The organism is Streptomyces lydicus, from assembly GCF_004125265.1.
Taxonomy (GTDB): domain Bacteria; phylum Actinomycetota; class Actinomycetes; order Streptomycetales; family Streptomycetaceae; genus Streptomyces; species Streptomyces lydicus_C.
In genome coordinates, this window is record NZ_RDTE01000003.1 from 4,182,347 (window position 1) to 4,205,895 (window position 23,549).

Here is a 23,549-nt window from a genome sequence, read left to right on the forward strand (position 1 = left end):
CTGACATCCGGCTTGATCGCTGTGATTCCTGACCCCAATCGGCCCCCTGCCTTATGGCTCGGAGCACCGGTCCGGCAAACTTGTGATTGATCGCACTGTTTTGCATTCCGGCATGATGGGGACCACAGTCCCCCGGAGCATGTCGACAAGGAGAGATCTCGTGGACGACGTTCTGCGGCGCGCACCGCTCTTCGCGGCGCTCGATGACGAGCAGGCGGCCGAGCTGCGCGCCTCAATGGGAGAGGTCACGCTCGCCCGCGGCGACGCCCTGTTCCACGAAGGGGACCCCGGCGACCGCCTGTACGTGGTCACCGAGGGCAAGGTGAAGCTGCACCGCACTTCCCCGGACGGCCGGGAGAACATGCTCGCCGTTCTCGGCCCCGGAGAGCTGATCGGGGAGCTTTCGCTCTTCGACCCTGGCCCACGTACGGCCACGGCCTCCGCCCTCACCGAGGTCAAGCTCCTCGGCCTGGGCCACGGCGACCTTCAGCCCTGGCTGAACGCCCGCCCCGAGGTGGCCACGGCCCTGCTGCGTGCGGTCGCCCGCCGACTGCGCAAGACCAACGACCAGATGTCCGATCTGGTCTTCTCGGACGTGCCGGGCCGGGTGGCCCGCGCCCTGCTCGACCTGTCGCGCCGCTTCGGCGTGCAGTCCGAGGAAGGCATCCACGTCGTCCACGACCTCACGCAGGAGGAGCTGGCCCAGCTGGTCGGCGCCTCCCGCGAGACGGTCAACAAGGCCCTCGCGGACTTCGCGGGCCGCGGCTGGCTGCGTCTGGAGGCGCGCGCCGTGATCCTGCTGGACGTCGAGCGGCTGGCCAAGCGCTCGCGCTGATCTTCCGCAGACATCCTGGAAGGGCCCCGCCCCGGCGGGGCCCTTCGTCGTGGGGCCACGGGGCCGCCGCTTCCTCCCTGAGGGCCCGCCGCTTCCTTCGTGAGGCGCCCGCCGCTTCCTTCGTCAGGGGACCGCGGAATCACCGGCTCCGCCCGCAACGCAGTCGCGGGCCCCGTAAACCGGTCGCCGCACACCGCCCTCCTGGCCATAGTGGCGCCATGACCAAGCACGGCGCGGGGCTGGACCGGGACGGCTACTTCCTGCGGGAAGGCTCCCTGGACCGCGTCTCCGCGCCGTTCGCGCCCGTCGTGGCGGAGCTCGGCGCCCGGACCGGCGCGCACTTCGGCCCCGGCCGCCTGCACAGCAGCTATCTCTTCGGCAGCGTCCCGCGCGGCACCGCCGTCCCCGGGGTCTCCGACCTCGACGCGCTGATCGCCCTGCGGGACGAGCCCACTGATGCCGATCACGCTGCCGTCCGCGCCGTCGAGCATGCGCTGGATGCCGCGTTTCCGCAGATCAACGGCGTAGGGATCTTGCTGTTCGGCGTGCACCGGCTGCGCAGCGAGCGGGAGCGGTACGACCTCGGATGGTTCGTGGCCTGTCTGTGCACCCCGGTCAGCGGTCCGGATCTCGCCGCCGAGCTGCCCCGCTACCGTCCCACCTCGCTCCTCGCCCGGGAGACCAACGGCGACCTCTTCCGCAGCCTGCCCGGTCTGCGCGAGAAAGCAGCGGCGGCCACTACGGAAGCCGAGCGCACCCGGCTGACCCGGGGTGTGGCGCGCCGGCTGGTGCGCACCGGATTCACCCTGGTCATGCCGCGCTGGGGCGGCTGGACGAGCGATCTCACCGAGCCCGCCGAGGTGTTCGGCCACTACTACCCGGCGCACGCCGGGCAGATGCACGCCGCGGCACGCGCCGCCGGGCGCCCGCCGCGTACCCGGAGCTGCTGGACCAGCTGCTCACCGGCCTCGCCCCCTGGCTGGCCGCGGAATATCTGGCCGTCCACGGGGCGAAGGCACCCCCGCCCCGGGCCGGCTGACGGCGCCTCTCAGCCGGGCCCGGGGCCGGTCCTCGCTCTCGGCCCCGCCCCGGCCTACACCCCCGGACCGGCCAACGGCCCGCCCCGGCGTTCCCCGGCCGCCGGCCCTCGTCCCGCCGTCAGCCGTCGGCCGTCCGCCGTCAGCTCTCGATCAGCCCGTGTTCGCCCAGGTAGTCCAGCTGTGCCCGTACGGACAGCTCGGCGGCCGGCCACAGCGAGCGGTCGACATCGGCATAGACGTTCGCGACGACCTCGGCGGGTGAGCGGTGGCCGGCCTCGACCGCGGTCTCCACCTGGGCGAGCCGGTGCGCGCGGTGCGCCAGATAGAACTCCACCGCCCCCTGGGCGTCGTTCAGCACCGGCCCGTGGCCCGGGAGGACCGTCGCCACCCCGTCGTCGACCGTTAGGGAGCGCAGCCGGCGCAGCGAGTCCAGGTAGTCGCCCAGCCGCCCGTCGGGGTGTGCGACCACGGTGGTGCCACGCCCCAGGATCGTGTCGCCGGTGAGTACCGCGCGGTCGGCCGGGAGGTGGAAGGAGAGCGAGTCCGCGGTGTGGCCCGGGGTGGGCACCACGCGCAGTTCCAATCCACCGGTGGTGATGACATCGCCCGCGTCAAGGCCCTCGTCGCCCAGGCGCAGCGCCGGGTCCAGCGCCCGTACGGCCGAACGGGTCAGTTCGGCGAAGCGGGCGGCGCCATCGGAGTGGTCGGGGTGACCGTGGGTCAGCAGGGTCAGCGCGATGCGCTTGCCGGCCCGCTCGGCGGTGTCGATGACGGCCCGCAGATGGCCCTCGTCGAGCGGCCCGGGGTCGATGACCACGGCGAGATCGGAGTCCGGCTCGGCGACGATCCAGGTGTTGGTGCCGTCCAGCGTCATCGGCGACGGGTTCGGGGCCAGTACGCACCGGGCCCGCGCGGTCGCCGGACCGGCGATCACTCCGCCACGGGGCTGACCGGGGAGGGCGGATGCTTCGGTCATGCGGGGGTCCCTCCCGAGGGGCTGGGGCTGTCCGAGGGGCCGGGGCCGTCCGTTCCGGGGCCGTCCGTGCCGGGGCCGTCCGACAGGCCGTCGTCCTCCCCGGGCGCACGGCTGTCGGCAGGGGAAACGGAATCCGTGCCGGCATCGGCACGGGCACCGGCATCGGCACCGGTCCGGGCGATGTGCTTGGTGAACTCGTCGTGCCCCGGCCAGCTCAACTCGATCTCACCGCCCACGAGGCGGGCCCGCGCCAGCACCGGCGTCAGGTTCTGAGCCTCCGCCCCGGCCAGCACCTCCGCGGAGGTGGCGTACGGCTGGAGCGAGCGCAGGGTCGCGATGGTCGGCGGCATCATCAGCAGCTCACCGCGGTCGTAGCCGGCCGCCGCCTCCTGCGGCCGGATCCACACCGTACGGTCCGCCTCCGTGGAGGCGTTCCAGGTGCGCTGGCCCTCGGGGAGCGCCGCGACGAAGAACCAGGTGTCGTAGCGCCGCGGCTCGAACTCGGGGGTGATCCAGCGGGCCCAGGCACCGAGCAGATCGGAGCGCAGGACCAGGCCGCGGCGGCCCAGGAAGTCGGCGAAGGACAGCTCGTGGGCGACGAGGGCGGCACGGTCGGCCTCCCAGTCCTCGCCGGTGGTGTCCGCGACGACCGTGTCGGCCGAGGCGCCCGCCAGCAGCACGCCCGCCTCCTCGAACGTCTCGCGGACCGCCGCACAGACGATGGCCTGCGCGGTCGCCGGGTCGACGCCCATACGGACCGCCCACTGGGCGCGCGACGGTCCTGCCCAGGCCACCGGGCGCTCATCGCGCGGATCGACGGAGCCGCCCGGATAGGCGTACGCACCTCCGGCGAAGGCCATGGAGGTGCGTCTGCGCAGCATGTGGACGGTGGGCCCGCCGGAGGCGGCGTCCCGCAGCAGCAGGACGGTGGCGGCCCGCCGGGGTTCGGCAGGGGTCAGTTCGCCGTTCGCGAGTGCCCGGATGCGGTCCGGCCACTCCGGTGGGTACCACTGGCCGTTGGTCGTGGACGACATGGCCGGATGCTATGCGCTCGCGCGCGGATGTTCGAGGGCGTCTTCCGCGCCGGAGGGCCCCTGCTGACGAGGGGCCCTCCGGCACACGGCGCACAATGTGGACGCAGAGCCCGTACGGGACTCTGCCCGGCGGCAGCACCTACGGGGGTGTCTTCCGGCGCCTTTACAGGGTGTCTACTCGGCGATCTCGACCTGGATCTCGACCTCGACGGGGGCGTCCAGCGGCAGCACCGCCACACCCACCGCGGACCGGGCGTGCACGCCCTTGTCGCCGAGAATCTCGCCCAGCAGCTCGCTGGCGCCGTTGAGGACGCCCGGCTGGCCGGTGAAGTCCGGTGCGGAGGCCACAAAACCGACGACCTTCACGACCCGCTGGATCTTCTCGAGGTCGCCGACGACGGACTTCACGGCGGCCAGCGCGTTGAGTGCGCAGGTCGCGGCGAGTTCCTTGGCCTGCTCGGCGCTGACCTCGGCACCGACCTTGCCGGTGAGCGGCAGCGCGCCGTCCACCATCGGCAGCTGGCCGGAGGTGTACACATAGGCGCCGGAGCGTACGGCGGGCTGGTAGGTGGCCAGCGGCGGCACGACCTGCGGCAGCTTCAGCCCGAGCGCCGCGATCTTGTCCTCGGCCGCGCTCACGCCTTCTCCCGCTTCAGGTAGGCCACCAGCTGCTCGGGGTTGTTCGGGCCGGGCACGACCTGGACGAGCTCCCAGCCGTCCTCGCCCCAGGTGTCCAGAATCTGCTTCGTCGCGTGCACCAGCAGCGGCACGGTCGCGTATTCCCACTTGGTCATGGACCGAGCGTAATGCCTGTCCACGAGCGCGGTGGACGCCGTCCGCCGCGGGCCGCCCGTACCCCTTCCGTACGGCGTCCGGTGGCGCGGCCGCCCGCCCCCTACGGAGCATCCCGGACCCTTCCCGGAGAAGCCGCGGCAAGATTCTCCGGGGCTTCCCAGGTGTATCCCGTGCGTAGCCGGGACGCGGACTGGTTAGGCTCCTTTGCGTGAGCAGGCTCCATGTCGTCAGCGGCAAGGGCGGTACCGGCAAGACCACGGTCGCCGCTGCCCTCGCCCTCGCCCTGGCCACCGAGGGACGGCGAACCCTCCTGGTCGAGGTCGAGGGCCGGCAGGGCATTGCCCAGTTGTTCGAAACGGAAGCGCTTCCTTACGAGGAACGCAAGATCGCGGTGGGCCCCGGATCGGACGGTGCGTCGCCGTGGGGCTCCCCCCGGACGGAGTCCGCGGGAGAGTCCTCCCGGGGTGGCGGAAGAAGGTCGGGCGGGGAGGTCCACGCCCTGGCCATCGACGCCGAACGCGCCCTTCTGGACTACCTCCAGATGTTCTACAAGCTCGGCAGCGCGGGCCGGGCGCTGAAGAAGCTCGGCGCGATCGACTTCGCCACGACCATCGCGCCGGGCCTGCGGGACGTCCTGCTGACCGGCAAGGCGTGCGAAGCGGTGCGCCGCAAGGACAAGAGCGGCAAGTTCGTCTACGACGCGGTCGTGATGGACGCCCCGCCGACCGGCCGGATCACCCGCTTTCTGAACGTCAACGACGAGGTCGCCGGCCTCGCGAAGATCGGCCCGATCCACAATCAGGCACAGGCCGTGATGCGGGTCCTCAAATCGCCCGAGACCGCGGTGCACCTGGTGACGCTCCTGGAGGAGATGCCGGTCCAGGAGACCGCGGACGGCGTCGCCGAGCTGCGCGCCGCCGGCATCCCCGTGGGCGGCGTCGTCATCAACATGACCCGCCCGGCGCTGCTGGACAACGGCGCCCTCGACAGCGCCGCCCGCGGGGCCCGTACGGGCGTCGCCAAGGCGCTCTCCGAGGCCGGTCTGGGCGGCGCCCGCCGCGGCGGCCTGGCGGACCGTCTGATCGACCCCCTGCTGGAGCAGGCGCGCGAACACGCCGAGCGGGTCGAGCTGGAGCGCGCCGAACACGCCGAACTGACCGCAATCGGCCTGCCCACCTACGAGTTGGAGCTGCTCCCCGAGGGAGTGGACCTCGCCGGGCTCTACCGTCTGGCGAGAGACCTGCGGAAACAGGGGCCCATATGACCTCGGACACCACGACGCTGGACGCCTCGGCCCCGCGGCTCGAGGTCGATACGCTGATCGACGACCCGCACACCCGCATCGTGGTGTGCTGCGGCTCGGGCGGCGTCGGCAAGACCACGACCGCCGCGGCGCTGGGCGTACGCGCCGCCGAGCGCGGCCGCCGGGTCGTCGTGCTGACCATCGACCCGGCCAGACGGCTCGCCCAGTCCATGGGCATCTCCGAGCTCGACAACGTCCCGCGCCAGGTCAAGGACGTCGACGAGAGCGCGGGCGGCGAACTGCACGCGATGATGCTGGACATGAAGCGCACCTTCGACGAGATCGTCGAGGGCCATGCGGATGCCGACCGGGCCCGCGCCATCCTGGAGAACCCCTTCTACCAGTCCCTGTCGGCCGGCTTCGCGGGCACACAGGAGTACATGGCCATGGAGAAGCTCGGCCAGCTCCGCGCGAACGACGAGTGGGACCTGATCATCGTCGACACCCCGCCGAGCCGTTCCGCACTGGACTTCCTGGACGCGCCCAAGCGCCTCGGCTCCTTTCTGGACGGCAAGTTCATCCGGGTGCTGATGGCGCCGGCGAAGGTCGGCGGCCGGGCCGGCATGAAGTTCCTCAACGTCGGCATGTCGATGATGACCGGCACCCTCAGCAAGCTCATGGGCGGTCAACTGCTGCGCGATGTACAGACCTTCGTGGCGGCGATGGACACCATGTTCGGCGGCTTCCGCACCCGAGCGGACGCCACCTACCGCCTGCTGCAGGCGCCGGGCACGGCGTTCCTCGTGGTGGCCGCGCCGGAGCGGGACGCGCTGCGCGAGGCGGCGTACTTCGTCGAGCGGCTGGCCGCCGAGCAGATGCCGCTGGCCGGCCTCGTACTGAACCGGGTGCACGGCAGCGGCGCCGCCCAACTGAGCGCGGAGCGCGCCCTGGCCGCCGCGGAGACCCTGACCGACGGCATGGCGGAGGACAGCCCTGCGGACACGGCCTCGGAGACGACGTCGGAAGCGGCCTCGGACGCGGCCGCGGAAACGGCTTCGGAGACCGTCACGGACGCCGGGGCAGCCCCGGCGTCAGCGGCCGGCCCCGACCACGGCTCCGCCATGGCTGCCGGCCCGGCTCCCGGCCACACAGTAAATAATCTTGAAACCACCGGCATTGTGGATCTCGACGGCGGGAAGGCTGGATCACGTACCGCCGGCGGCCTCTCCCCCGCTGCCGCGGCGGATCATGTGGCACCCACGTCGGTCTCGGCAGCCCAACTGGCCGCCGGGCTGCTACGGCTGCACGCGGAACGTATGCAGGTCCTCGCACGCGAACGTCGCACACGAGACCGCTTCACCGCGCTGCATCCCGAGGTTCCGGTGACCGAGGTCGCCGCGCTGCCCGGCGATGTCCATGACCTCGCAGGGCTGCGCGCCATCGGCGACCGCCTGGCGCTGAACCCCACGGACACCGACGACTGAGCCGTACGCACGGCCGACTCGGCAACCCGCCCCGCGGCCTCAGCCACCCACCTCACAGCGCCCGTCACCACTCACGCAGTGCCGCTCACGAAGCGCCGCTCACCTCACGCAACGGCTCTCACCAGCGCGTACAGCAGGTAGGCAACACACGCACCGGCACGTCCGCACGTCGGCGCATGTCACACACAGCCAAGTGTCACACCGCACCACCCGCGCACGCCCCGGGCACCGCACACCTGGCAGCTCCACTACCGGACCCACCAACTCCCGAGCACGCAGCGCCCGGAGCACTCAACTCCCGGACGCCGTAACAACACTGATGGCACGTCTTCACACGTCACTCAGAACGCGCCACCAGCCGGAACTTCTCGGCCACATCTCCCGGCCGCAGTCCGCGGGCTACGGGCCACGGCCCGCAGGTGCCCGCCTACCCGACCGCGGCGAACTCGTCGAAGATCTCTTCCTCGCAGTCCAACGGCAGGATGCCCGTGCTGCGCTCGTACTCCGTGCGCGCCGTCTCCAACAGCCGGCGCCATGACGTCACGGTCGGGCGGCGACGCAGCAGCGCCCTCCGCTCGCGCTCGGTCATCCCACCCCACACGCCGAACTCCACCCGGTTGTCCAGGGCATCGGCCAGACATTCCGTGCGTACCGGACACCCGGTGCACACTGCCTTGGCGCGGTTCTGCGCCGCCCCTTGTACGAACAGTTCATCCGGATCGGTAGTGCGGCAGGCTGCCTGTGCACTCCAGTCGGTTACCCAGCTCATGCTGGCGCCGTCCTCTCCCGAAATCGAGGCTCCCCCACGGCGGCAATCGGCATATTCACCGTTGCCAGTTGAGGACGTTACGGAAGGCAGGCAGGGCGCAACACCCCCTTCGGGCCCAATCTTGAATGGCCCGAACGGACTATGCGTACGCGGCAGATCACCCAACGGAGTGACCGAACGGCATACGTCACGTTGCGCACAAGACGGGACAGTTCACCGTCCTGACGCGGGGTTTCTCTCGACATGCACGAGCACGTGGGGGCGCGGCCCGCGGGAGGAGGGGGTTGACGAACCGATGCGTAACCGTTCAGCTGTGGTAGCTGAGAACAGGCTAAACGAACAGGTGCGCCCCTGTCCGGCGATTGAGAACGTAGGGTGCCCTCATGCCTAAGAAGCGCGATGGCGGGGGTCTGCCCAAGACTCAGCAGGCCGCCAAGTTCCTCGGTGTCAGCGTCCTGGCCGGAGCGGTACTCGCCGGCCTTGCGCTCCCGGCGGCCGGGGCGCTGGGCCTGACCGCCAAGGGTTCGGTCGAGGGCTTCGACGACATCCCGGCCAACCTCAAGACGCCGCCGCTCAGCCAGCGGACCCGGATTCTGGACGCCAAGGGCGGCGAGATCGCCAAGGTCTACTCCCGTGACCGTACGGTCGTCGGCCTCAAGGACATGTCGCCGTACATCCAGAAGGCGATAGTCGCGATCGAGGACGCGCGCTTCTACCAGCACGGTGCCGTCGATGTGAAGGGCATCCTGCGGGCGCTCAACAAGAACGCCCAGTCCGGTGCCGTCTCCCAGGGCGCCTCGACGCTGACCCAGCAGTATGTGAAGAACGTCTTCATCGAGGAAGCGGGCGACGACCCGGACAAGGTCGCGCAGGCCACCCAGCAGACCCTCGGCCGCAAGGTCAAGGAGCTCAAGTACGCGATCCAGGTCGAGAAAGAGCTGGGCAAGCGCAAGATCCTGCAGAACTACCTCAACATCACGTTCTTCGGGCAGCAGGCCTACGGCATCGAGGCGGCCGCCCAGCGCTACTTCAGCAAGCACGCCAAGGACCTGAACCTCGGGGAGTCGGCGCTGCTGGCGGGCATCGTCCAGTCGCCCAGCCGCTATGACCCGGTCAATGACCCGCAGGAGGCCACCCGGCGGCGCAACACCGTGCTGCAGCGGATGGCCGATATGAAGGACGTCACGCAGGCGGAGGCCGACGCGGCCGCCAAGAAGCCGATCAAGCTGGCGGTCAGCCGCCCCAAGAACGGCTGCATCACCGCCACCCACGGCGCCGGCTTCTTCTGCGACTACATCCGCACGGTCTTCCTCCGCGACAAGTCGTTCGGCAAGAGCCGGAAGGTCCGTCTGCAGCGCTGGAACGAGGGCGGCATGACCATCCGCACCACCCTCGACCCGCAGACCCAGAAGTCGGTGCAGGCGTCGCTCAAGGACCACGTCTACGAGGACGACCCGGTCGCCTCGGCCGCCACCATCGTCGAGCCGGGCACCGGCAAGATCCTCGGCATGGGCCAGTCGCGCCCGTACGGATTCGGTGAGAACCAGACCGTGATCAACCTCTCGGTCGACCACGACATGGGCGGCGGCGCCGGTTACCTGCCCGGGTCGACCTTCAAGCCGGTGGTCGCGGCCGCCGCGCTGGAGCAGGGGACGGATCCGGAGCAGGAGTACCCGTCGCCGTACCGGATGCCTTACCCCAGCCCGGTGCAGACCTGCGACGGCGAATGGCGGGGCAGCGGCTCCGAGAACGTCGAGAACGAGAACAAGGACGAGGTCGGCCCGTACGCCATGAAGGAGGCGACCGCGAAGTCGGTCAACACCTACTTCGTGCAGCTGATCAGCGACATCGGCGTGTGCCCCGTGGTCAACATGGCGCAGAAGATGGGCATCGAGCGGGCGGACGGCAAGGCACTGCAGCAGGTCCCGTCGATGACGCTCGGCACCCAGGAGATGTCGCCGCTCACGATGGCGGCCGGATACGCCGCCTTCGCCGGCGGCGGCCGGTACTGCTCGCCGGTGGCCATCGAGTCGATCACCGACGCGCGCGGCCGGGCGCTGAAGGTCCCGCAGACCAGCTGCCGCACCGCCATGTCCAAGAAGACCGCGGACACGATCAACACGCTGCTCAAGGGCGTGGTCGAGGACGGCACCGGCAAGGAGGCCGGACTCAAGGGCCGCGACAGCGCCGGCAAGACCGGCACCACCGACAGCCGGTACGCCGCCTGGTTCGTCGGCTACACCCCCAACGCGGCCGGCGCGGTCTGGGTCGGCGACCCGCAGCACAAGCGCAAGATGTACGACATCACCATCGGCGGCGTGCCCCACGACAAGGTCTACGGCGCCGACACCCCCGGCCCCATCTGGCGCGATGCCATGTCCGGCGCGCTGGCCGACCGGCCCGCGCCCACCCTGCCCACCGTCGCGATCGACGACCCCGCGAAGAGCAAGGTCCAGGGCGACGAGGGCGACAAGGGCCGCGGCAAGCACAAGCCCGGCCGGGGCGGCCACGGCGGCAACAAACCGGGCGGCGGTTGGCACATTCCCGGCTTCCCCGACATCCTGGGCGGCGGCAACGGCGGCTGGTGAGCGGCTGATTGGCGCGAACGGCCGAGAAGGACGCCGGCGGGACGCCAAGAAGGACGCCGGCAGGACGATACGGCGGTGACGGATGCCGGCCCGGCCCGTACGGCGAAGGACACCCCGCCCGTACAACGAAAGATGAGGGGCGCCCCACACCATGGGGCGCCCCTCATCTTTCCCTGAAAAGCTCCGTCCGGCCGCTCAGCCGGCGAGCAGCTTCTTCACCACCGCGGCCACCCGGCCGCCCTCGGCGCGGCCCGCCACCTGCGGGTTGACGATCTTCATCACCGCACCCATCGCCCGCGGCCCCTCGGCACCGGCACCCTTGGCCTCGGCCACGGCCGCCGCGACCAGCTGCTCCAGCTCGTCGTCGGTCAGCTGCTTGGGCAGGTAGTCGGCGAGCACCTCGCCCTCGGCACGCTCCCGCTCGGCCGAATCGCCCCGGCCGCCCTTCTCGAAGGCGTCCGCGGCCTCCCGGCGCTTCTTCGCCTCCCGCGCGATGATCTTCTCGACCTCGCCGTCGGACAGCTCGCGCGCCTCGGTGCCCGCGACCTCCTCCTTCTGGATCGCGGTCAGCGTGAGGCGGAGGGTGGAGGAACGCAGTTCGTCGCGCGCCTTGATCGCGATGGTGAGGTCGTCCTGCAGCTTGGACTTGAGCGTGGTCATGCCGTTGAGTATGCCCTCCCCCGCCGACAACCACCGCGCCTTTTCCCCCCGGCACCGCCGTGCCGCCGCCCCGCCGGGCGGCTCCCACCCGCTGCGTCCACCCGCCGCACTCTGCGACGATGGGTGCATGCGCGCGCGATACGGAGTACCCCTGACCCTGACCGCAGTCGGCGCGGCCGGCCTGGCCTACGCCGCCGGCTTCGAAGTCCGCTCCTTCCGCCTCCGGCGCGTCACCGTGCCCGTACTGCCCCGCGGCATGCGGCCGTTGCGCGTCCTGCAGGTCTCCGACATCCACATGGTCAGCGGACAGCGCAAGAAGCAGCGCTGGCTGCAGTCGCTCGCCGGACTGCGCCCCGACTTCGTCATCAACACCGGCGACAACCTCTCCGACACCGAGGGCGTCCCCGAGGCGCTGGACGCGCTCGGCCCGCTGATGGAATTCCCCGGCGCCTACGTCTTCGGTTCCAACGACTACTACGGACCCAAGCTGCGCAACCCCGCCCGCTACCTCATCGAGCGGGTCCAGGGCCGTCACGGCCTCAACGGCAACGCACCCGCCGTGGGCGTCGTCCACAACCCGTGGGAAGAGCTGCGCGACGCCTTCGACGCGGCCGGCTGGGTCGGCCTGTCCAACTCCCGCGGCCGCCTCAAGCTGGAGGGCATCGAGATCGCCCTGACCGGCCTGGACGACCCGCACATCAAGCGTGACCGCTACGCCGAGGTCGCCGGCGGCCCGGAATCCGGTGCGGATCTCTCGCTGGCCGTCGTCCACGCCCCCTACCTGCGCTCCCTGGACGCCTTCACCGCCGACGGCTACCCGCTGATCCTGGCGGGCCACACCCACGGCGGCCAGCTCTGCATCCCCTTCTACGGTGCCCTGGTCACCAACTGCGACATCGACACCGATCGCGTGAAGGGCCTGTCCACCCACACCGCCGGCGGCCACACCTCCTACCTCCACGTCTCCGCCGGCTGCGGCACCAACCGCTACACCCCGGTCCGCTTCGCCTGCCCGCCGGAGGCGACGCTGCTGACGCTCACGGCGCGGGACTGAGTCTTGGGGGCGGTCGGCTTTGAGGGCCGGGGCTGCCCCTGACGGCGGGGCTGCCCCTGACGGCGGGATCGGCCCTGACGGCGCGGGACTGAGGCGGGTCCGGGGCCGAGGCGGCGCGGGGCCGAGGCGGGTCCGGGGCCGAGGCGGGTCCGGGGCCGAGGCAGTGCGGGGCGCCCTGGAGCGGGGGCCTGCCGGGCGGACGTGCGCGCCTCCTACGGAGCGGCCGACTTACCGGACGGGCGTTTTGCCCGACGAGGTCTCCCCCACCCGTTGATCACCCCTTTACCGTGGAGGGATGTCCGACCCCACCCGGACCTCGCAGTCCACGCGCCATGCCACCGGCCCGGCCGGCGCCGCCGCCCGCACCCCGGCAGCAGCCGTCGCCCCCACCAGCCGCCACCCCCTGGCCGCCGCCTTCCGCCTCCTCATCACCGCGGCCGCCCTGACGGGAATCGTCCTGGCGGCCCTCGGCACCGCGGCCCCGGCCCAGCTCCTCACCCGCTTCACGGTGCAGGCCAACCTCGCCGCAGCACTGGTCTCCGCCTGCTCCGCGCACCGCGCCTGGACCGGCCGCCACCCCGTGAGCCCCCGCATCGCCGGCGCGCTCGTCCCCTTCCTCGCCCTCCCCGCCCTCCTCCACTACGTCCTCCCGGCCGGCGACACCACCGCCTTCACCCTGCCGGTCACCACCGGCCCCGGCGTCGACCGAGCCCTCTCCCCTCTGCTCCTCTACGCCTTCACCCCGCTCGCCACCCTCGCCGACTGGCTCCTGCTCACCACCCCCCGCGGCTTCCGCCCCTCCTACGCCTGGCAGTGGCCGGCCTACCCCCTGCTCTTCCTCGCCCTCACCCTCGCCCTCCCCGCCGCCACCGGCGCCCCCTCCCCCACCGTCGCCTCTGCCCTCACCCTCGCCCTGGCCATCTGCGCCCTCCCTTTGATCACCATCGGGATCGACCAGGTCAGGCCCGCTCGCCGGCTCCACAACAACCGGATTTCACCTACGGGGATCAGTCCGCTAAAGTAGAGCTCGTTGCTTCGGGGTGTAGCGCAGCTTGGCAGCGCGCTTCGTTCGGGACGAAGAGGTCGTGGGTTCAAATCCCGCCACCCCGACTGAAGAAACAACATCGGGCCCGGTGCTGAGAGATCAGCACCGGGCCCGATGTGTTGTACGGGCCGTTCGGGGAGCAGTACGGGGGCCGACTTGAATCCGGACCCCCTGTGACCTCGGGCACACTCCACTGTTTTCGCCGAGGCCGGCCGGCATCCCGGCCACAGGTCCGGCAGGTGCTCCGGATCCCGGGTGAAGACTGCCTGCCGGACCTGTGGCCGGCGGGAGACGCGGCGCAGCTCGTGCAGACCACGGTGCGGGTCGTGCCGGTGGTGCGCCGTCAGGACGGTGAGGGCCGCCATGGCCGCGTCGAAGGCCCCGTCCGGAAGCGGCAGTTGCCGGGCCCCGGCGTGGACCTTCTTCGGGTCCGGATACCGGCCGGGCATGGCCTGGGACGGATGGGGACGGATTCACGGCAGTGACCTCCGCGGCCGGCGGCTCGTAGGAACCCGCCCCCGCACCGACGTTGACCACCGTGTGCGCCCCGCCCAGGGGGCCGTGGGGGGCGCGCGTCACGGCCGTGGGGGGCGCGCGTCACGGCCGTGCCGCGCAGGGCCGCGCCGCAGAACAGCGCCGCGCCATTCGTCACCGGTCCCTCCCCTCGTGGGGACCGGTGCCGAATGGCGCAGGCGGGACGGTCCGCGTTGGGGCGCGGAGCGTGGACGCCGCCGGGTTCCGGGGGCACCGTGCGAGCGGTCCGGAGGGACCGGCTCCACGGGTTCCCCGGGCTCATGAGCCGAGACCTTCACCTGGCTCGTGAGTCCGGCAGCAGGTGGCCGGGACAGGCATCAAGAAGTGCTTCTCCTGGGGCTGAGCCGGTGGCTTGCCGGGGTAGGGCACCTCTTGATGCGCCGTTGGAAGTGATCCTGCCAGGTGAGGTTCGCCCTGAGGAGGTTCCGGTATCGGGCCGCAGGCTTCGCCGCAGGTCAGGCCGCTAAGGTGAGTTTTCCGGTCCGGATGTCCAGAGGCGGGGGAAGGAAGGGGGGAGGCCGTGAGCTCCGACGCAGGGGCACGCACAGCCTTCGCGGAACGTCTCGCGCTGCTGTACAAGGAGGCCGGCAACCCTCCGCTCAAGAAGGTGGCCGAGGCGGTCGTCCGGCTCCAGCGGGTCGATGAACGAGGGCGGCCCGTGCGGGTGTCCGTGCAGCGGATCAGCGACTGGCGGCGGGCCAAGAACGTACCCGCTCAGTTCCCCGCGCTCGCCGCGGTGCTCCACATCCTGATACCCCAGGCACGGTTCCAGCGGCCCACGCCGGTGTCCGCGGGCCTGTACGACCCGGCCGAGTGGCAGCGCCTGTGGGAGCGCGCGGTCGGCAACCGCGCCCCGTCGGCCGAGGAAGAGGAGGGGCGCCCCGCGGCCGGGGCCCCGGCCGTCCCCGGCGTGTGCCCGTACCGGGGCCTGGCTTCGTACCGCCAGCAGGACGCCCGGTGGTTCTTCGGGCGGGAGCGGTGCACGGATGCCCTCGTCGCCCAGCTCCGCGCAGCGGAGAAGACCGGTGGGCTGGTCATGCTCGTGGGTGCCTCGGGGGCCGGGAAGTCCTCCCTGCTGAACGCCGGTCTGGTGCCCGCACTGCGCAACGGCGCGCTGGGCGACGGGAAAAGCCAGCAGGGGGACGCCCGGGAAGGGAAGGCGCAGGAGGGGAAGGTCCAGGAGGAGAAGGCCCGGGAAGGGAAGGTCCTGCAGCTGGTGCCGGGAGGCGATCCGCTCGGGGAGCTGACCTCCCTGATCCCGGAGCTGGCACCCGTGCTGGCCGCCGCGGGGGAATCGGCGGCGCGAGAGCCCGGCACGGCGCACTTCGCGTGTGCGGTGCGGGAGGCCGTCGGGACCTGGGCGGGGCGCGAGGCGTCCGCCACCGCGCGTCCGGTCGTCATCGTGGACCAGTTCGAGGAGGCGTTCACCCTCTGCTCCGACGAGGCGGAGCGGCGCGCCTTCCTCCAGCTCCTCCACGCCGCCTGCACCCACGGCGATCCGGACGCCCCGGCCCCCGTGCGCGTCATCCTCGGCATACGCGCCGACTTCTACGACCGGTGCCTCGGGTATCCCGAACTGGCCGATGCACTGCAGCACCGGCACATGGTGCTCGGCCCGCTGACCACCGCGGAGCTGCGCGAAGCGGTGACCGGCCCGGCCAAGGCCGTGGGCCTGGAACTCGAACCGGGGCTGGCGGAGCTGGTCGTCCGGGAGGTGAGCGCCGACGGTCCCGGCACGACGCATGACGCGGGGGTGCTGCCCCTCCTCTCCCACGCCCTGCTCGCCACCTGGCAGCGGCGGAAGGCGGGCAAGCTGACGCTGGCCGGCTACCGCGCAGCGGGCGGCATCCAGGGAGCGGTGGCGGCGACCGCCGAGCGGGCCTGGTCCGGTCTCGACCCGACGGCACGGACGGCCGCGCGGCTGCTCCTGCTCAGGCTGGTCCGGCTGGGCGAGGACACCCAGGCCACCCGTCGGCGGGGGACCCGGCGCCAGCTGGCGGACGAGTCCGCCGACCCCCGCAAGACCGAGGAATCGCTGGAAGCGCTGGTGCACGCCCGGCTGGTGACACTCGACGCGGAGGCCGTGGAGATCACCCATGAAGCGCTGCTGCACGCCTGGCCACGTCTGCGCGACTGGATCGACGAGGACCGGGCCGGCAACCTGCTGCGCCAGCGGCTGGAGGAGGACGGCAGAGCCTGGGAGGAGGCTCACCGTGACACCTCGCTGCTCTACCGGGGTTCGCGGCTGGAACAGGCCCGTACCTGGGCGCAGTCCGCCGGTGACACCTTTCTGACCCGGAGCGCGGTGGAATTCCTGGCCGCTTCGGTGAAGCTGCGCAAGCGCACGGCCCGGATCAGCCGTGGTGCGGTGTCGGCTCTGGCCGTCCTGGCGGTCATGGCCGTCGGTTCGGCGCTGGTCGCCTGGCAGCAGCGGGACGACGCCGTGTTCGCGCAGGTGCTCGCCGAAGCCGACCGCGTCCAGTTGACGGATCCGTCGCTGTCCGCGCAGCTCGACCTGGTGGCGCACCGCCTGCGGCCGGACGACGACGGCACGGACAACCGGCTGCTCTCGACGGTGAACGCGCCACTGGCCACGCCGCTCCTCGGCCACACCGGCGCCGTCTACCTCACCACGTTCAGCCCGAACGGACGGGTCCTGGCCACCGCGAGCTACGACCGCACCGTCCGGCTGTGGGACGTGGCGGACCCGACGCACCCCAGGCCCCTGGGCAAGCCCCTCACCGGACACACGAGCTGGGTGAGCACCGCCGTCTTCAGCCCGGACGGACACACCCTGGCCAGCGCTTCGGACGACGGCACGGTCCGGCTCTGGGATGTGCGCGACCCCCGTCACCCGCGCCCGATCGGTGCGCCCTTGACCGGCCACGACGGCACGATCTTCCTGCTCGCCTTCAGCCCGGACGGACGCACGCTGGCGGCCGCCGACGAGGAACACACCGTCCGCCTGTGGGACGTGGGCAACGTGCGCCGGCCGAGACGGCTCGGTGTGCTGACCGGCCACACCGCCGCCGTGCGCTCGGTGGCGTTCAGCCCCGACGGGCGGACGCTGGCGGCCGGTGGCGACGACGACACGATCAGGCTGTGGGACATGGCCGACCGGCGTCGTCCGAGGCCGGTCGGCAGGCCGCTGACCGGCCACAAGGGCACGGTGCACTCCCTGGCCTTCAGTCCGGACGGCCGCACTCTCGCCAGCGGCAGCGACGACGACACCATCCGGCTCTGGAACGCGGCCGCTCCACGTCACGTCACCCCGCTCGGCTCGCCGCTCACCGGCCACACCGGCCCCGTGTGGTCCGTGGCTTTCAGCCCCGACGGGACCATGCTCGTCGCCGGCAGCGCGGACAGAACGGCGAGCCTGTGGAACGTCAGCAATCCGGCCTACCCCTCGCAGATCGGCCAGCCCCTCGCCGGCAGCAGTGACGAGATGTACGCCGTGGGCTTCAGCCCGGACGGGCGAAGCCTCGCCACCGGGAGCGGCGACAACACGGTCCGCCTGTGGTCGATGCCGCCGACGGACATGATCGGCCGCACGGGAGCGTTCCGCCCGGACGGGCAGGTGCTGGCAACGGCCGCGGACGACGAACGGGTCCGGCTGTGGAACGTGCGGACTCCGCACCGGACCACCTTGCTGGGCACACCGTTCAAGCCCGGGGAGGGGGAGACGCGGTCGATGGCGTTCTCCCCCGACGGCCGCCTGCTCGCGGTGCGGACCGGACGCCGCGAGCTGCGTCTGTGGAACGTGACCGACCCGAAGCGGCCCGTCCCCTACGGGCCGCCCGTCACCCTGCGGACCCGGTACGTGGACTCGCTGGCCTTCAGCCCGGACGGGCACACACTGGCAACTGCCTACGACGACCGCACCATTCAGCTGTGGAACGTCGGCGACCCGTCCCGCCCGCGTCCACTCGGCCGCGTGCTCTCGGGCCACACGGGCTACGTCAACTCCCTGGTCGTCAGCCCGGACGGCCGTACGCTCGCCAGCGGCAGCGCCGACGGCACCATCCGGCTCTGGAACATGACCGACCCTCGCCATGCCACCCCGCTCGGCACACCCCTCAGGGGACACCTGGGACCCGTCAACAGACTCGCCTACAGCCCGGACGGCCATACCCTGGCCAGCGGCAGCGACGACAATACGGTCCGGCTCTGGAACGTCACCGACCCCCGTAAAGCCACCCGGCTCGCCACCCTCACGGGCCACACCGAAGCGATCACGTCGGTGACCTTCAGCCAGGACGGCCGCACCCTGGCGAGCGGCGGCGACGACGACATGATCCGGCTCTGGAACGTCGCCCATCCTTCCAGGGCCACTCCCATCGGGGAGTCGGTCAGCCCCCACGCCAAGACGGGCAACTTCCTGGCCTTCCGCCCCAAGAGCCACATGCTCGGAGTGTCGAGCGGCGCCGATACGGTCCGGCTGTGGGATCTGGACACCCATGCGGCCATGCGCCGCATCTGCTCGACCACCCGGGGCGTGCTGACCCCGGAGAGGTGGCAGGAGTATCTGCCCCGCCTCTCCTACGAGCCTCCGTGCGACGAGTGACCGGGCCGCACGGCCGGCAGCCCGCGCCCGCGGCTTCCCGTCCGGGCACCGGGCGGGAAGCCCCCGGACCGCCCTGGGCTCCCCTTGGCGTTCCGCCCCCGCGACGGACCGGGGAACGTGATCCCGATCACAACCCCGCATTGTGTCAGGGTAGTTTGCTCCACCACGCAATCAACCTTGTTAACCTTGGCTACAGTCCGACCGCTGGTGCATCCCCCGTCGCCAGCGGTCGGGCATTTCCATGTCCGGTGCGAAACGCGGACCGTCGCTCCCTCCTTCTTCGCACCTCCCCGCCGCCCCTGAGCCGGGTTCGCCGTGGTGGCCGCGCCGCCCCCGGAAAGAGTCGCCGGCCGCGCGCGGGCTTCGGCCATCTGGACGCTTCTGCCACGTCAACGGCTCGTGACGAGCCATAAAGTGGCGCCGTCGGGACGTCCGGCCCGGCCGGGCGCCGAGCGACGGAACGGTGAGCAGGCATGGCAGTGACGTACGAGCGGATCGCGGGCCGGCTCCGGCAGGCCGTCCGGGCGGGCCGGTGGAAGCCCGGCGACCGGCTGCCCCCGGAGGCGGAGCTCGCCGAGGAGTTCGGGCGGAGCGTGCCGGCCGTCCGGGGCGCTCTGCGGTTCCTGTGCGAGGAAGGCCTCATCGAGAAGCAGTACGGGCGCGGGATGGTCGTCCGGCGCGCGCGCACCGTTGCCGCGCGCACGAACCTCGGCCACCAGTGGGAGAAGAGCCGGGCGCGTGAGCCGCTGGAGGAGCGGGCCCGGACCGGCGGCACCGAGCGGGACACCGGTCTGCGCTCCGACGCCCTGGTGTTCCACGCGTCGTACCGCGAGACCGAGGCGGACGAGGACCTGGCGCGGGCCTTCGCCCTGCCGGAGGGCACTGCGCTTCTCGAACGCCGCTACAGAACGCGGCAGGCGGCCGAGAGCGCGCCCTTCAGCCTGATGACCTCCTACCTCGTCCGCGACATGATCGCTGAGAACCCCGACCTGCTGGACGAGACCAAGGAGCCCTGGCCGGGCGGGTCGCAGGCCCAGCTCTACACCCTCGGCATCGAGCTGGGCCGCATCGAGGAGCGCGTCACCGCCCGCCCGCCGGCCCCCGAAGAGGCGGCGGAGCTGGAACTGCCGCCCGGGACGTCGGTGCTCGTCCTCCGGAAGACCTCGATCGACGTCAACGACCGGATCGTGGGCGTCTCCGATGTCGTCCTGCCCGGTGACCGCACGGAAATGCTGTTCGTCACGCCCCTGGAACGGTGGTGAGTGACGGCCGGCCTTCCCTGCGGCACGAGACCGGCCCCGAGCCGGGCCCGGCCGGACGCGAGGCCTGGTCAGTCCCGGTCGAACGCGAGGTCCAGCATCCGGATGGCGTTCCCCCTGAGGATCTTGTACGTCACCTCCGCCGGCAGCCCCGCCACGTGCTCGGCGGCCACCTCCTTCGTGTGCGGCCAGGTCGAGTCGACGTGCGGGTAGTCGGTCTCGAAGGTCGCGTTGTCGACCCCCACCGTCTCGATCGCCTCGATGCCGTGCCGGTCGCGGAAGAAGCAGCAGAAAACCTGCCGGTAGTAGTACGACGACGGCGGCTCGGGGATCAGGTCCTTGACCCCGCCCCACGCCCGGTGCTCCTCCCAGACGTCATCGGCGCGCTCCAGGGCGTAGGGGATCCACCCCATCTGGCCCTCGCTGTACGCCAGCTTCAGCCGGGGGAACTTCACCAGGACGCCGCTGAACAGGAAGTCCATCATCGAGGCCATCGCGTTGTTGAAGCTCAGGGAGGCCTGCACGGCGGGCGGCGCGTCCGGTGAGGCGGCCGGCATCTGCGACGACGAGCCGATGTGCATGTTCACGACGGTCCCGGTCTCCTCGCACGCGGCGAAGAACGGGTCCCAGTACCCGGAGTGGATGGACGGCAGCCCCAGGTAGGTGGGGATCTCGCTGAAGGTCACCGCCCGCACCCCGCGGGCGGCGTTGCGCCGGATCTCGGCGACGGCCAGCTCGATGTCCCACAGCGGGATCAGGCACAGCGGGATCAGCCGCCCGCCGCTGTCCCCGCACCACTCCTCCACCATCCAGTCGTTGTACGCCCGGACGCACGCGAGCCCGACCTCCTTGTCCCCGGCCTCGGCGAAGGTCTGCCCGCAAAAGCGCGGGAACGTCGGGAAGCAGAGCGACGCCTCGACGTGGTTGACGTCCATGTCCGCCAGCCGTGCCTTCGGGTCCCAGCACCCGCGCCGCATCTGCTCCCGGGTGATCCCGTCCAGCGTCATCTCGTCGCGGGAGAATCCCACGGCGGCGATGATGCGTTTGTACGGGAAGATCAGGCCCTCGTACTCCCACCAGTCGGTGAGCTGGCCCTCCGGGTCCGTGGTGAACCGGTACTTCCCGCCGACGTACTCCAGCTCGCCGATCCCTGCGGTGAAGGGTTTGGGCCCCCTGTCCCGGTATTTCTTCGGAAGCCAGGTGTCGAAGAGGTGCGCGGGCTCGATCACGTGATCGTCCACGCTGATGATCCTGGGAAGCTCCGCCGTGCCGCTCTCGTTGCTGCTCACGCTGTACCCCCAACTGCCCGCCGGTGAGGCGCCCACCGGAACCCGGATTCTGACGGTCCATCAGTTTCGAGGTTATGGGCTCGCCCCGGCAACGACAAGGCGAGCTGGGGGAACTGCGCCCCTTGCGGGATGGCGCGGCATCCGCTGAACTGACGCATCGTCACATTGGATGGACGAATCGAGGGGCAGCATGCAGACGGTCTGGCTCAGCGGCGCCGAGTGGCTCGCCGTCCTCCGTATCGGCCTGGGGCTGTGGTGGCTGGAGAGCTGGCGCCACAAGGACAAGAAGACCTGGTTCGCGGGCGGCGGCATCACCTGGGCGGCCGGCATCGCGGCAGATCACCGGTGGCCCGTGGTCCGCAGGGGCTTCGACCGCTTCGTGAAGCCCCGCCCCCGTCCGATGGCGTACCTGGTCGCCTACGCCGAACTCGCTCTCGGCCTCGGGCTGATCGCGGGATTCCTGACGCCGATAGCCCTGGTCGCCGGGCTGGTGCTCAACCTGGTCTACCTCGTGCTGATGATCCACGACTGGGCGGAGCAGGGGCAGAACCTGATGATGGCCCTGATCTCCCTGACGGGGCTGCTCGCCATGAGCTGGCAGAGCTGGTCGCTCGACAGCGCGCTGGGCCTGTTCCGCTGGTAGGGCTTTGCGGCGTGACGGCCCGCGGCGGGAGCGGCGGTTCGCGGGGCGGTGCCCGGAGCGCACGGGCCCCCGGTCGTTCAGCTCCCCGGGCGTGGGGTGGCCCGGGAGGCTGATCGGCCGTAGGCCCGTGCGCGGCGGGTCAGCCCTTCTCCCCGACCGTCACCGGCCGGTCGTCGTTCAGCTCGTTGAAGAGTTCCTTCGCCTTCGCCTCGTTCCACTGCACGGCGCTGCCCTTGGGGGTGCGGAGGTTGAGGTTCGACACGGGGACGTTGAGCCGCTTGCCGTCGCCCGCCGTGACCCCCTTCATCGCCTTGAACAGCGAGGTGAGGTTGGTCAGGCCGGTGTCCTTGTCGACGATGAGCGTGCCGAGGCCCGCGCTCATGGTCGGGTAGACCTTGGCCGGGTCGAGCAGGATGTCGGGCGTGGCGGCCTTGCGGGCGAGGGCGGCCAGGAACTTCTGCTGGTTCTGGCTCCGGCCGAGGTCGCCCTGGGCCTCCTGGTGGCGCTGGCGGACGAAGGCCAGTGCCGTACGGCCGTCGAGGGTCTGGCAGCCCTTCTTGAGGTTCGCGCCCGACTTCTTGTCCTTGACGCCGTGGTCCAGGCAGATCGGGACGCCGCCGATGGCGTCGACGATGCCCACGAAACCGGCGAACCCGATCTCCGTGTAGTGGTCGACGTGCACGCCCGTGTTGCGCTCGATGGTCCGGACGAGCAGATCGGGGCCGCCGAACGAGAATGCCGCATTGAGCTTGTTCTTCGCCGCGGCGTAGTGCTTGCCGGTGTCGGGGCGGATGTACGGCGGGATGGTCACCCAGGAGTCGCGCGGCAGGCTCACCATCGTCGTGCCGTTGGCGCCGGTGTGCAGCAGGATCATCGAGTCGGTGCGGCGGCCCGCGTCGGCCGAACCACCGGTGTGCAGGTCCTTCTTGGCCCGGTCGGAGAGGCCCACCCGGCTGTCGGAGCCCACGATCAGGTAGTTGGTCCCGCGGCCCGGCGGCATCCGGTCCGCGATCTTGTCCAGGTCGACCTCGCGGTTGAGCTGGGTGTCGGCCCAGACGTAGCTGCCGAGGGAGCCGCTGAGCAGGACGGTCACCAAGAGGATCGCCGTCCGCCGGATCCGGCGGCGGCGCGGGGAGGAGCGGGCGGCGCGCCGGCTGCGGCCCGCGCGCCCGGGTTCGGGGCCCACGCGGCCGGGTTCGGGGCCCACGCGGCCGGGCCGGCCCGCGCGCCCGTCGTTCCCGCCGGGTGCCTCGAACCGGACCGGAGGCGCCGGCGCCGGTGCGGGCGCCCGGACGCCGGGCAGCGAGCTGTCGAGGGGCCCTCCCGGGTCCATCCGGGGCCAGTGCATCTGAGGCGGAGGCTCCTGAGACGGAGACTCCTGAGACGGGTGCGGCCAGTACGGAAGCTCCTGGGTCGAGTACACCTCCTGGGGCGGATACGCCTGGGGCGGGTACACCTCCTGGGGCGGATACGCCTGGGGCGCAGGCCCCTGGGGCGGATACGTCTGGGGCGGGTGCTCCTCCGGGGGCCACACCTGCCCGGGGCCGGGGTATGCCGCCTCGGTTTGGCCGCCCCGCCAGGTATCGGGCGACCCGTCCAGCCAATCGGTCATGCGCGGAAGCCTCCAATGTCATGTTCTCTTCACCTAAGGGTGCCCAGATCCGCACAAGTGAACGGGCGGGTGCGAGAGCGGATCGGGCCAACCGCCGGTGCCCCGGGGTGTCCGCACGGCGCATG

At 71.6% G+C, this 23,549-nt stretch carries 17 protein-coding genes, 1 tRNA gene and 2 pseudogenes; 11 read left to right on the forward strand and 9 right to left on the reverse strand.

Features of this window, described 5'->3' with window-relative positions; genetic code table 11:
* Positions 1–160: 160 nt before the first annotated feature.
* Both D9V36_RS20665 and D9V36_RS42140 read left to right on the forward strand, forming a co-directional pair.
* Positions 161–835 (forward strand): Crp/Fnr family transcriptional regulator, encoded by a 675-nt coding sequence (locus tag D9V36_RS20665; RefSeq protein ID WP_006604164.1) that lies wholly within the window; start codon positions 161–163, stop codon positions 833–835.
* A 218-nt stretch (positions 836–1,053) separates the two neighbouring features.
* Positions 1,054–1,874: pseudogene (locus tag D9V36_RS42140) on the forward strand (nucleotidyltransferase domain-containing protein).
* A 140-nt stretch (positions 1,875–2,014) separates the two neighbouring features.
* Here the strand turns inward: D9V36_RS42140 and D9V36_RS20675 are convergent.
* The 4 genes from D9V36_RS20675 to D9V36_RS20690 all read right to left on the reverse strand — a co-directional run bounded on the left by D9V36_RS20675 (position 2,015) and on the right by D9V36_RS20690 (position 4,679).
* Positions 2,015–2,851, reverse strand: coding sequence for an MBL fold metallo-hydrolase (locus tag D9V36_RS20675; RefSeq protein WP_129295094.1), 837 nt, complete (start codon positions 2,849–2,851; stop codon positions 2,015–2,017).
* Positions 2,848–3,885 (reverse strand): NUDIX hydrolase, encoded by a 1,038-nt coding sequence (locus D9V36_RS20680; RefSeq protein ID WP_129295095.1) that lies wholly within the window; start codon positions 3,883–3,885, stop codon positions 2,848–2,850. The genes D9V36_RS20675 and D9V36_RS20680 overlap by 4 nt, the downstream gene beginning before the upstream one ends.
* A gap of 174 nt (positions 3,886–4,059) precedes the next feature.
* Positions 4,060–4,524 carry a RidA family protein gene (locus D9V36_RS20685; RefSeq protein WP_129295096.1) on the reverse strand — a complete coding sequence of 155 codons (465 nt, stop codon included), beginning with the start codon at positions 4,522–4,524 and terminating at the stop codon, positions 4,060–4,062.
* Positions 4,521–4,679, reverse strand: coding sequence for a DUF4177 domain-containing protein (locus D9V36_RS20690; RefSeq protein WP_003967454.1), 159 nt, complete (start codon positions 4,677–4,679; stop codon positions 4,521–4,523). The genes D9V36_RS20685 and D9V36_RS20690 overlap by 4 nt, the downstream gene beginning before the upstream one ends.
* Positions 4,680–4,888: 209 nt before the next feature.
* Between D9V36_RS20690 and D9V36_RS20695 the strand changes: the two genes are divergently transcribed.
* Positions 4,889–5,944 (forward strand): ArsA-related P-loop ATPase, encoded by a 1,056-nt coding sequence (locus tag D9V36_RS20695; protein WP_129295097.1) that lies wholly within the window; start codon positions 4,889–4,891, stop codon positions 5,942–5,944.
* Positions 5,941–7,407: an ArsA family ATPase gene (locus tag D9V36_RS20700; protein WP_129295098.1), complete on the forward strand. Its 1,467-nt coding sequence runs from the start codon at positions 5,941–5,943 to the stop codon at positions 7,405–7,407. Before D9V36_RS20695 ends, D9V36_RS20700 begins: the two co-directional genes overlap by 4 nt.
* A 427-nt stretch (positions 7,408–7,834) precedes the next feature.
* Here D9V36_RS20700 and D9V36_RS20705 read toward each other — a convergent pair whose 3' ends face one another.
* Positions 7,835–8,176 (reverse strand): WhiB family transcriptional regulator, encoded by a 342-nt coding sequence (locus D9V36_RS20705; protein ID WP_129295099.1) that lies wholly within the window; start codon positions 8,174–8,176, stop codon positions 7,835–7,837.
* A gap of 383 nt (positions 8,177–8,559) precedes the next feature.
* On the opposite strand from D9V36_RS20705, the gene D9V36_RS20715 reads away from it, so the two are divergent.
* Positions 8,560–10,764 (forward strand): transglycosylase domain-containing protein, encoded by a 2,205-nt coding sequence (locus tag D9V36_RS20715; protein ID WP_129295100.1) that lies wholly within the window; start codon positions 8,560–8,562, stop codon positions 10,762–10,764.
* A 195-nt stretch (positions 10,765–10,959) separates the two neighbouring features.
* On the opposite strand, the gene D9V36_RS20720 is transcribed toward D9V36_RS20715, so the two are convergent.
* Complete coding sequence (locus D9V36_RS20720) at positions 10,960–11,424, reverse strand: GatB/YqeY domain-containing protein (RefSeq protein WP_129295101.1); 465 nt, start codon at positions 11,422–11,424, stop codon at positions 10,960–10,962.
* Between the two features lie 127 nt (positions 11,425–11,551).
* On the opposite strand from D9V36_RS20720, the gene D9V36_RS20725 reads away from it, so the two are divergent.
* The 3 genes from D9V36_RS20725 (at position 11,552) to D9V36_RS20735 (ending at position 13,588) form a co-directional block, all read left to right on the forward strand.
* Positions 11,552–12,478: a metallophosphoesterase gene (locus tag D9V36_RS20725; protein ID WP_129295102.1), complete on the forward strand. Its 927-nt coding sequence runs from the start codon at positions 11,552–11,554 to the stop codon at positions 12,476–12,478.
* A gap of 295 nt (positions 12,479–12,773) precedes the next feature.
* On the forward strand, positions 12,774–13,502 hold the full coding sequence (locus D9V36_RS20730) for an integral membrane regulator (RefSeq protein WP_129295103.1): 729 nt from the start codon (positions 12,774–12,776) through the stop codon (positions 13,500–13,502).
* 12 nt (positions 13,503–13,514) lie between these two features.
* Positions 13,515–13,588, forward strand: a tRNA-Pro gene (locus D9V36_RS20735).
* A 231-nt stretch (positions 13,589–13,819) separates the two neighbouring features.
* Here D9V36_RS20735 and D9V36_RS43085 read toward each other — a convergent pair.
* Positions 13,820–13,972: pseudogene (locus D9V36_RS43085) on the reverse strand (methyltransferase domain-containing protein); the annotation flags it as partial.
* A gap of 605 nt (positions 13,973–14,577) precedes the next feature.
* Here D9V36_RS43085 and D9V36_RS20745 point away from each other — a divergent pair.
* Positions 14,578–18,621 (forward strand): WD40 repeat domain-containing protein, encoded by a 4,044-nt coding sequence (locus tag D9V36_RS20745; protein ID WP_129295104.1) that lies wholly within the window; start codon positions 14,578–14,580, stop codon positions 18,619–18,621.
* A gap of 473 nt (positions 18,622–19,094) precedes the next feature.
* Complete coding sequence (locus D9V36_RS20750) at positions 19,095–19,883, forward strand: GntR family transcriptional regulator (RefSeq protein ID WP_129295105.1); 789 nt, start codon at positions 19,095–19,097, stop codon at positions 19,881–19,883.
* 68 nt (positions 19,884–19,951) lie between these two features.
* Here the strand turns inward: D9V36_RS20750 and D9V36_RS20755 are convergent, their stop codons facing one another.
* Positions 19,952–21,169, reverse strand: coding sequence for an amidohydrolase family protein (locus tag D9V36_RS20755; protein ID WP_129295106.1), 1,218 nt, complete (start codon positions 21,167–21,169; stop codon positions 19,952–19,954).
* Between the two features lie 190 nt (positions 21,170–21,359).
* Between D9V36_RS20755 and D9V36_RS20760 the strand changes: the two genes are divergently transcribed.
* Entirely contained in the window at positions 21,360–21,812 is a 453-nt protein-coding gene (locus tag D9V36_RS20760) for a DoxX family membrane protein (protein WP_129298566.1), read from the forward strand.
* Positions 21,813–21,951: 139 nt separating this feature from the next.
* Here D9V36_RS20760 and D9V36_RS20765 read toward each other — a convergent pair whose 3' ends face one another.
* A complete protein-coding gene (locus tag D9V36_RS20765; RefSeq protein WP_241720955.1) occupies positions 21,952–23,160 on the reverse strand; it encodes an LCP family protein in 1,209 nt (402 codons plus the stop codon).
* Between the last annotated feature and the right edge of the window lie 389 nt (positions 23,161–23,549).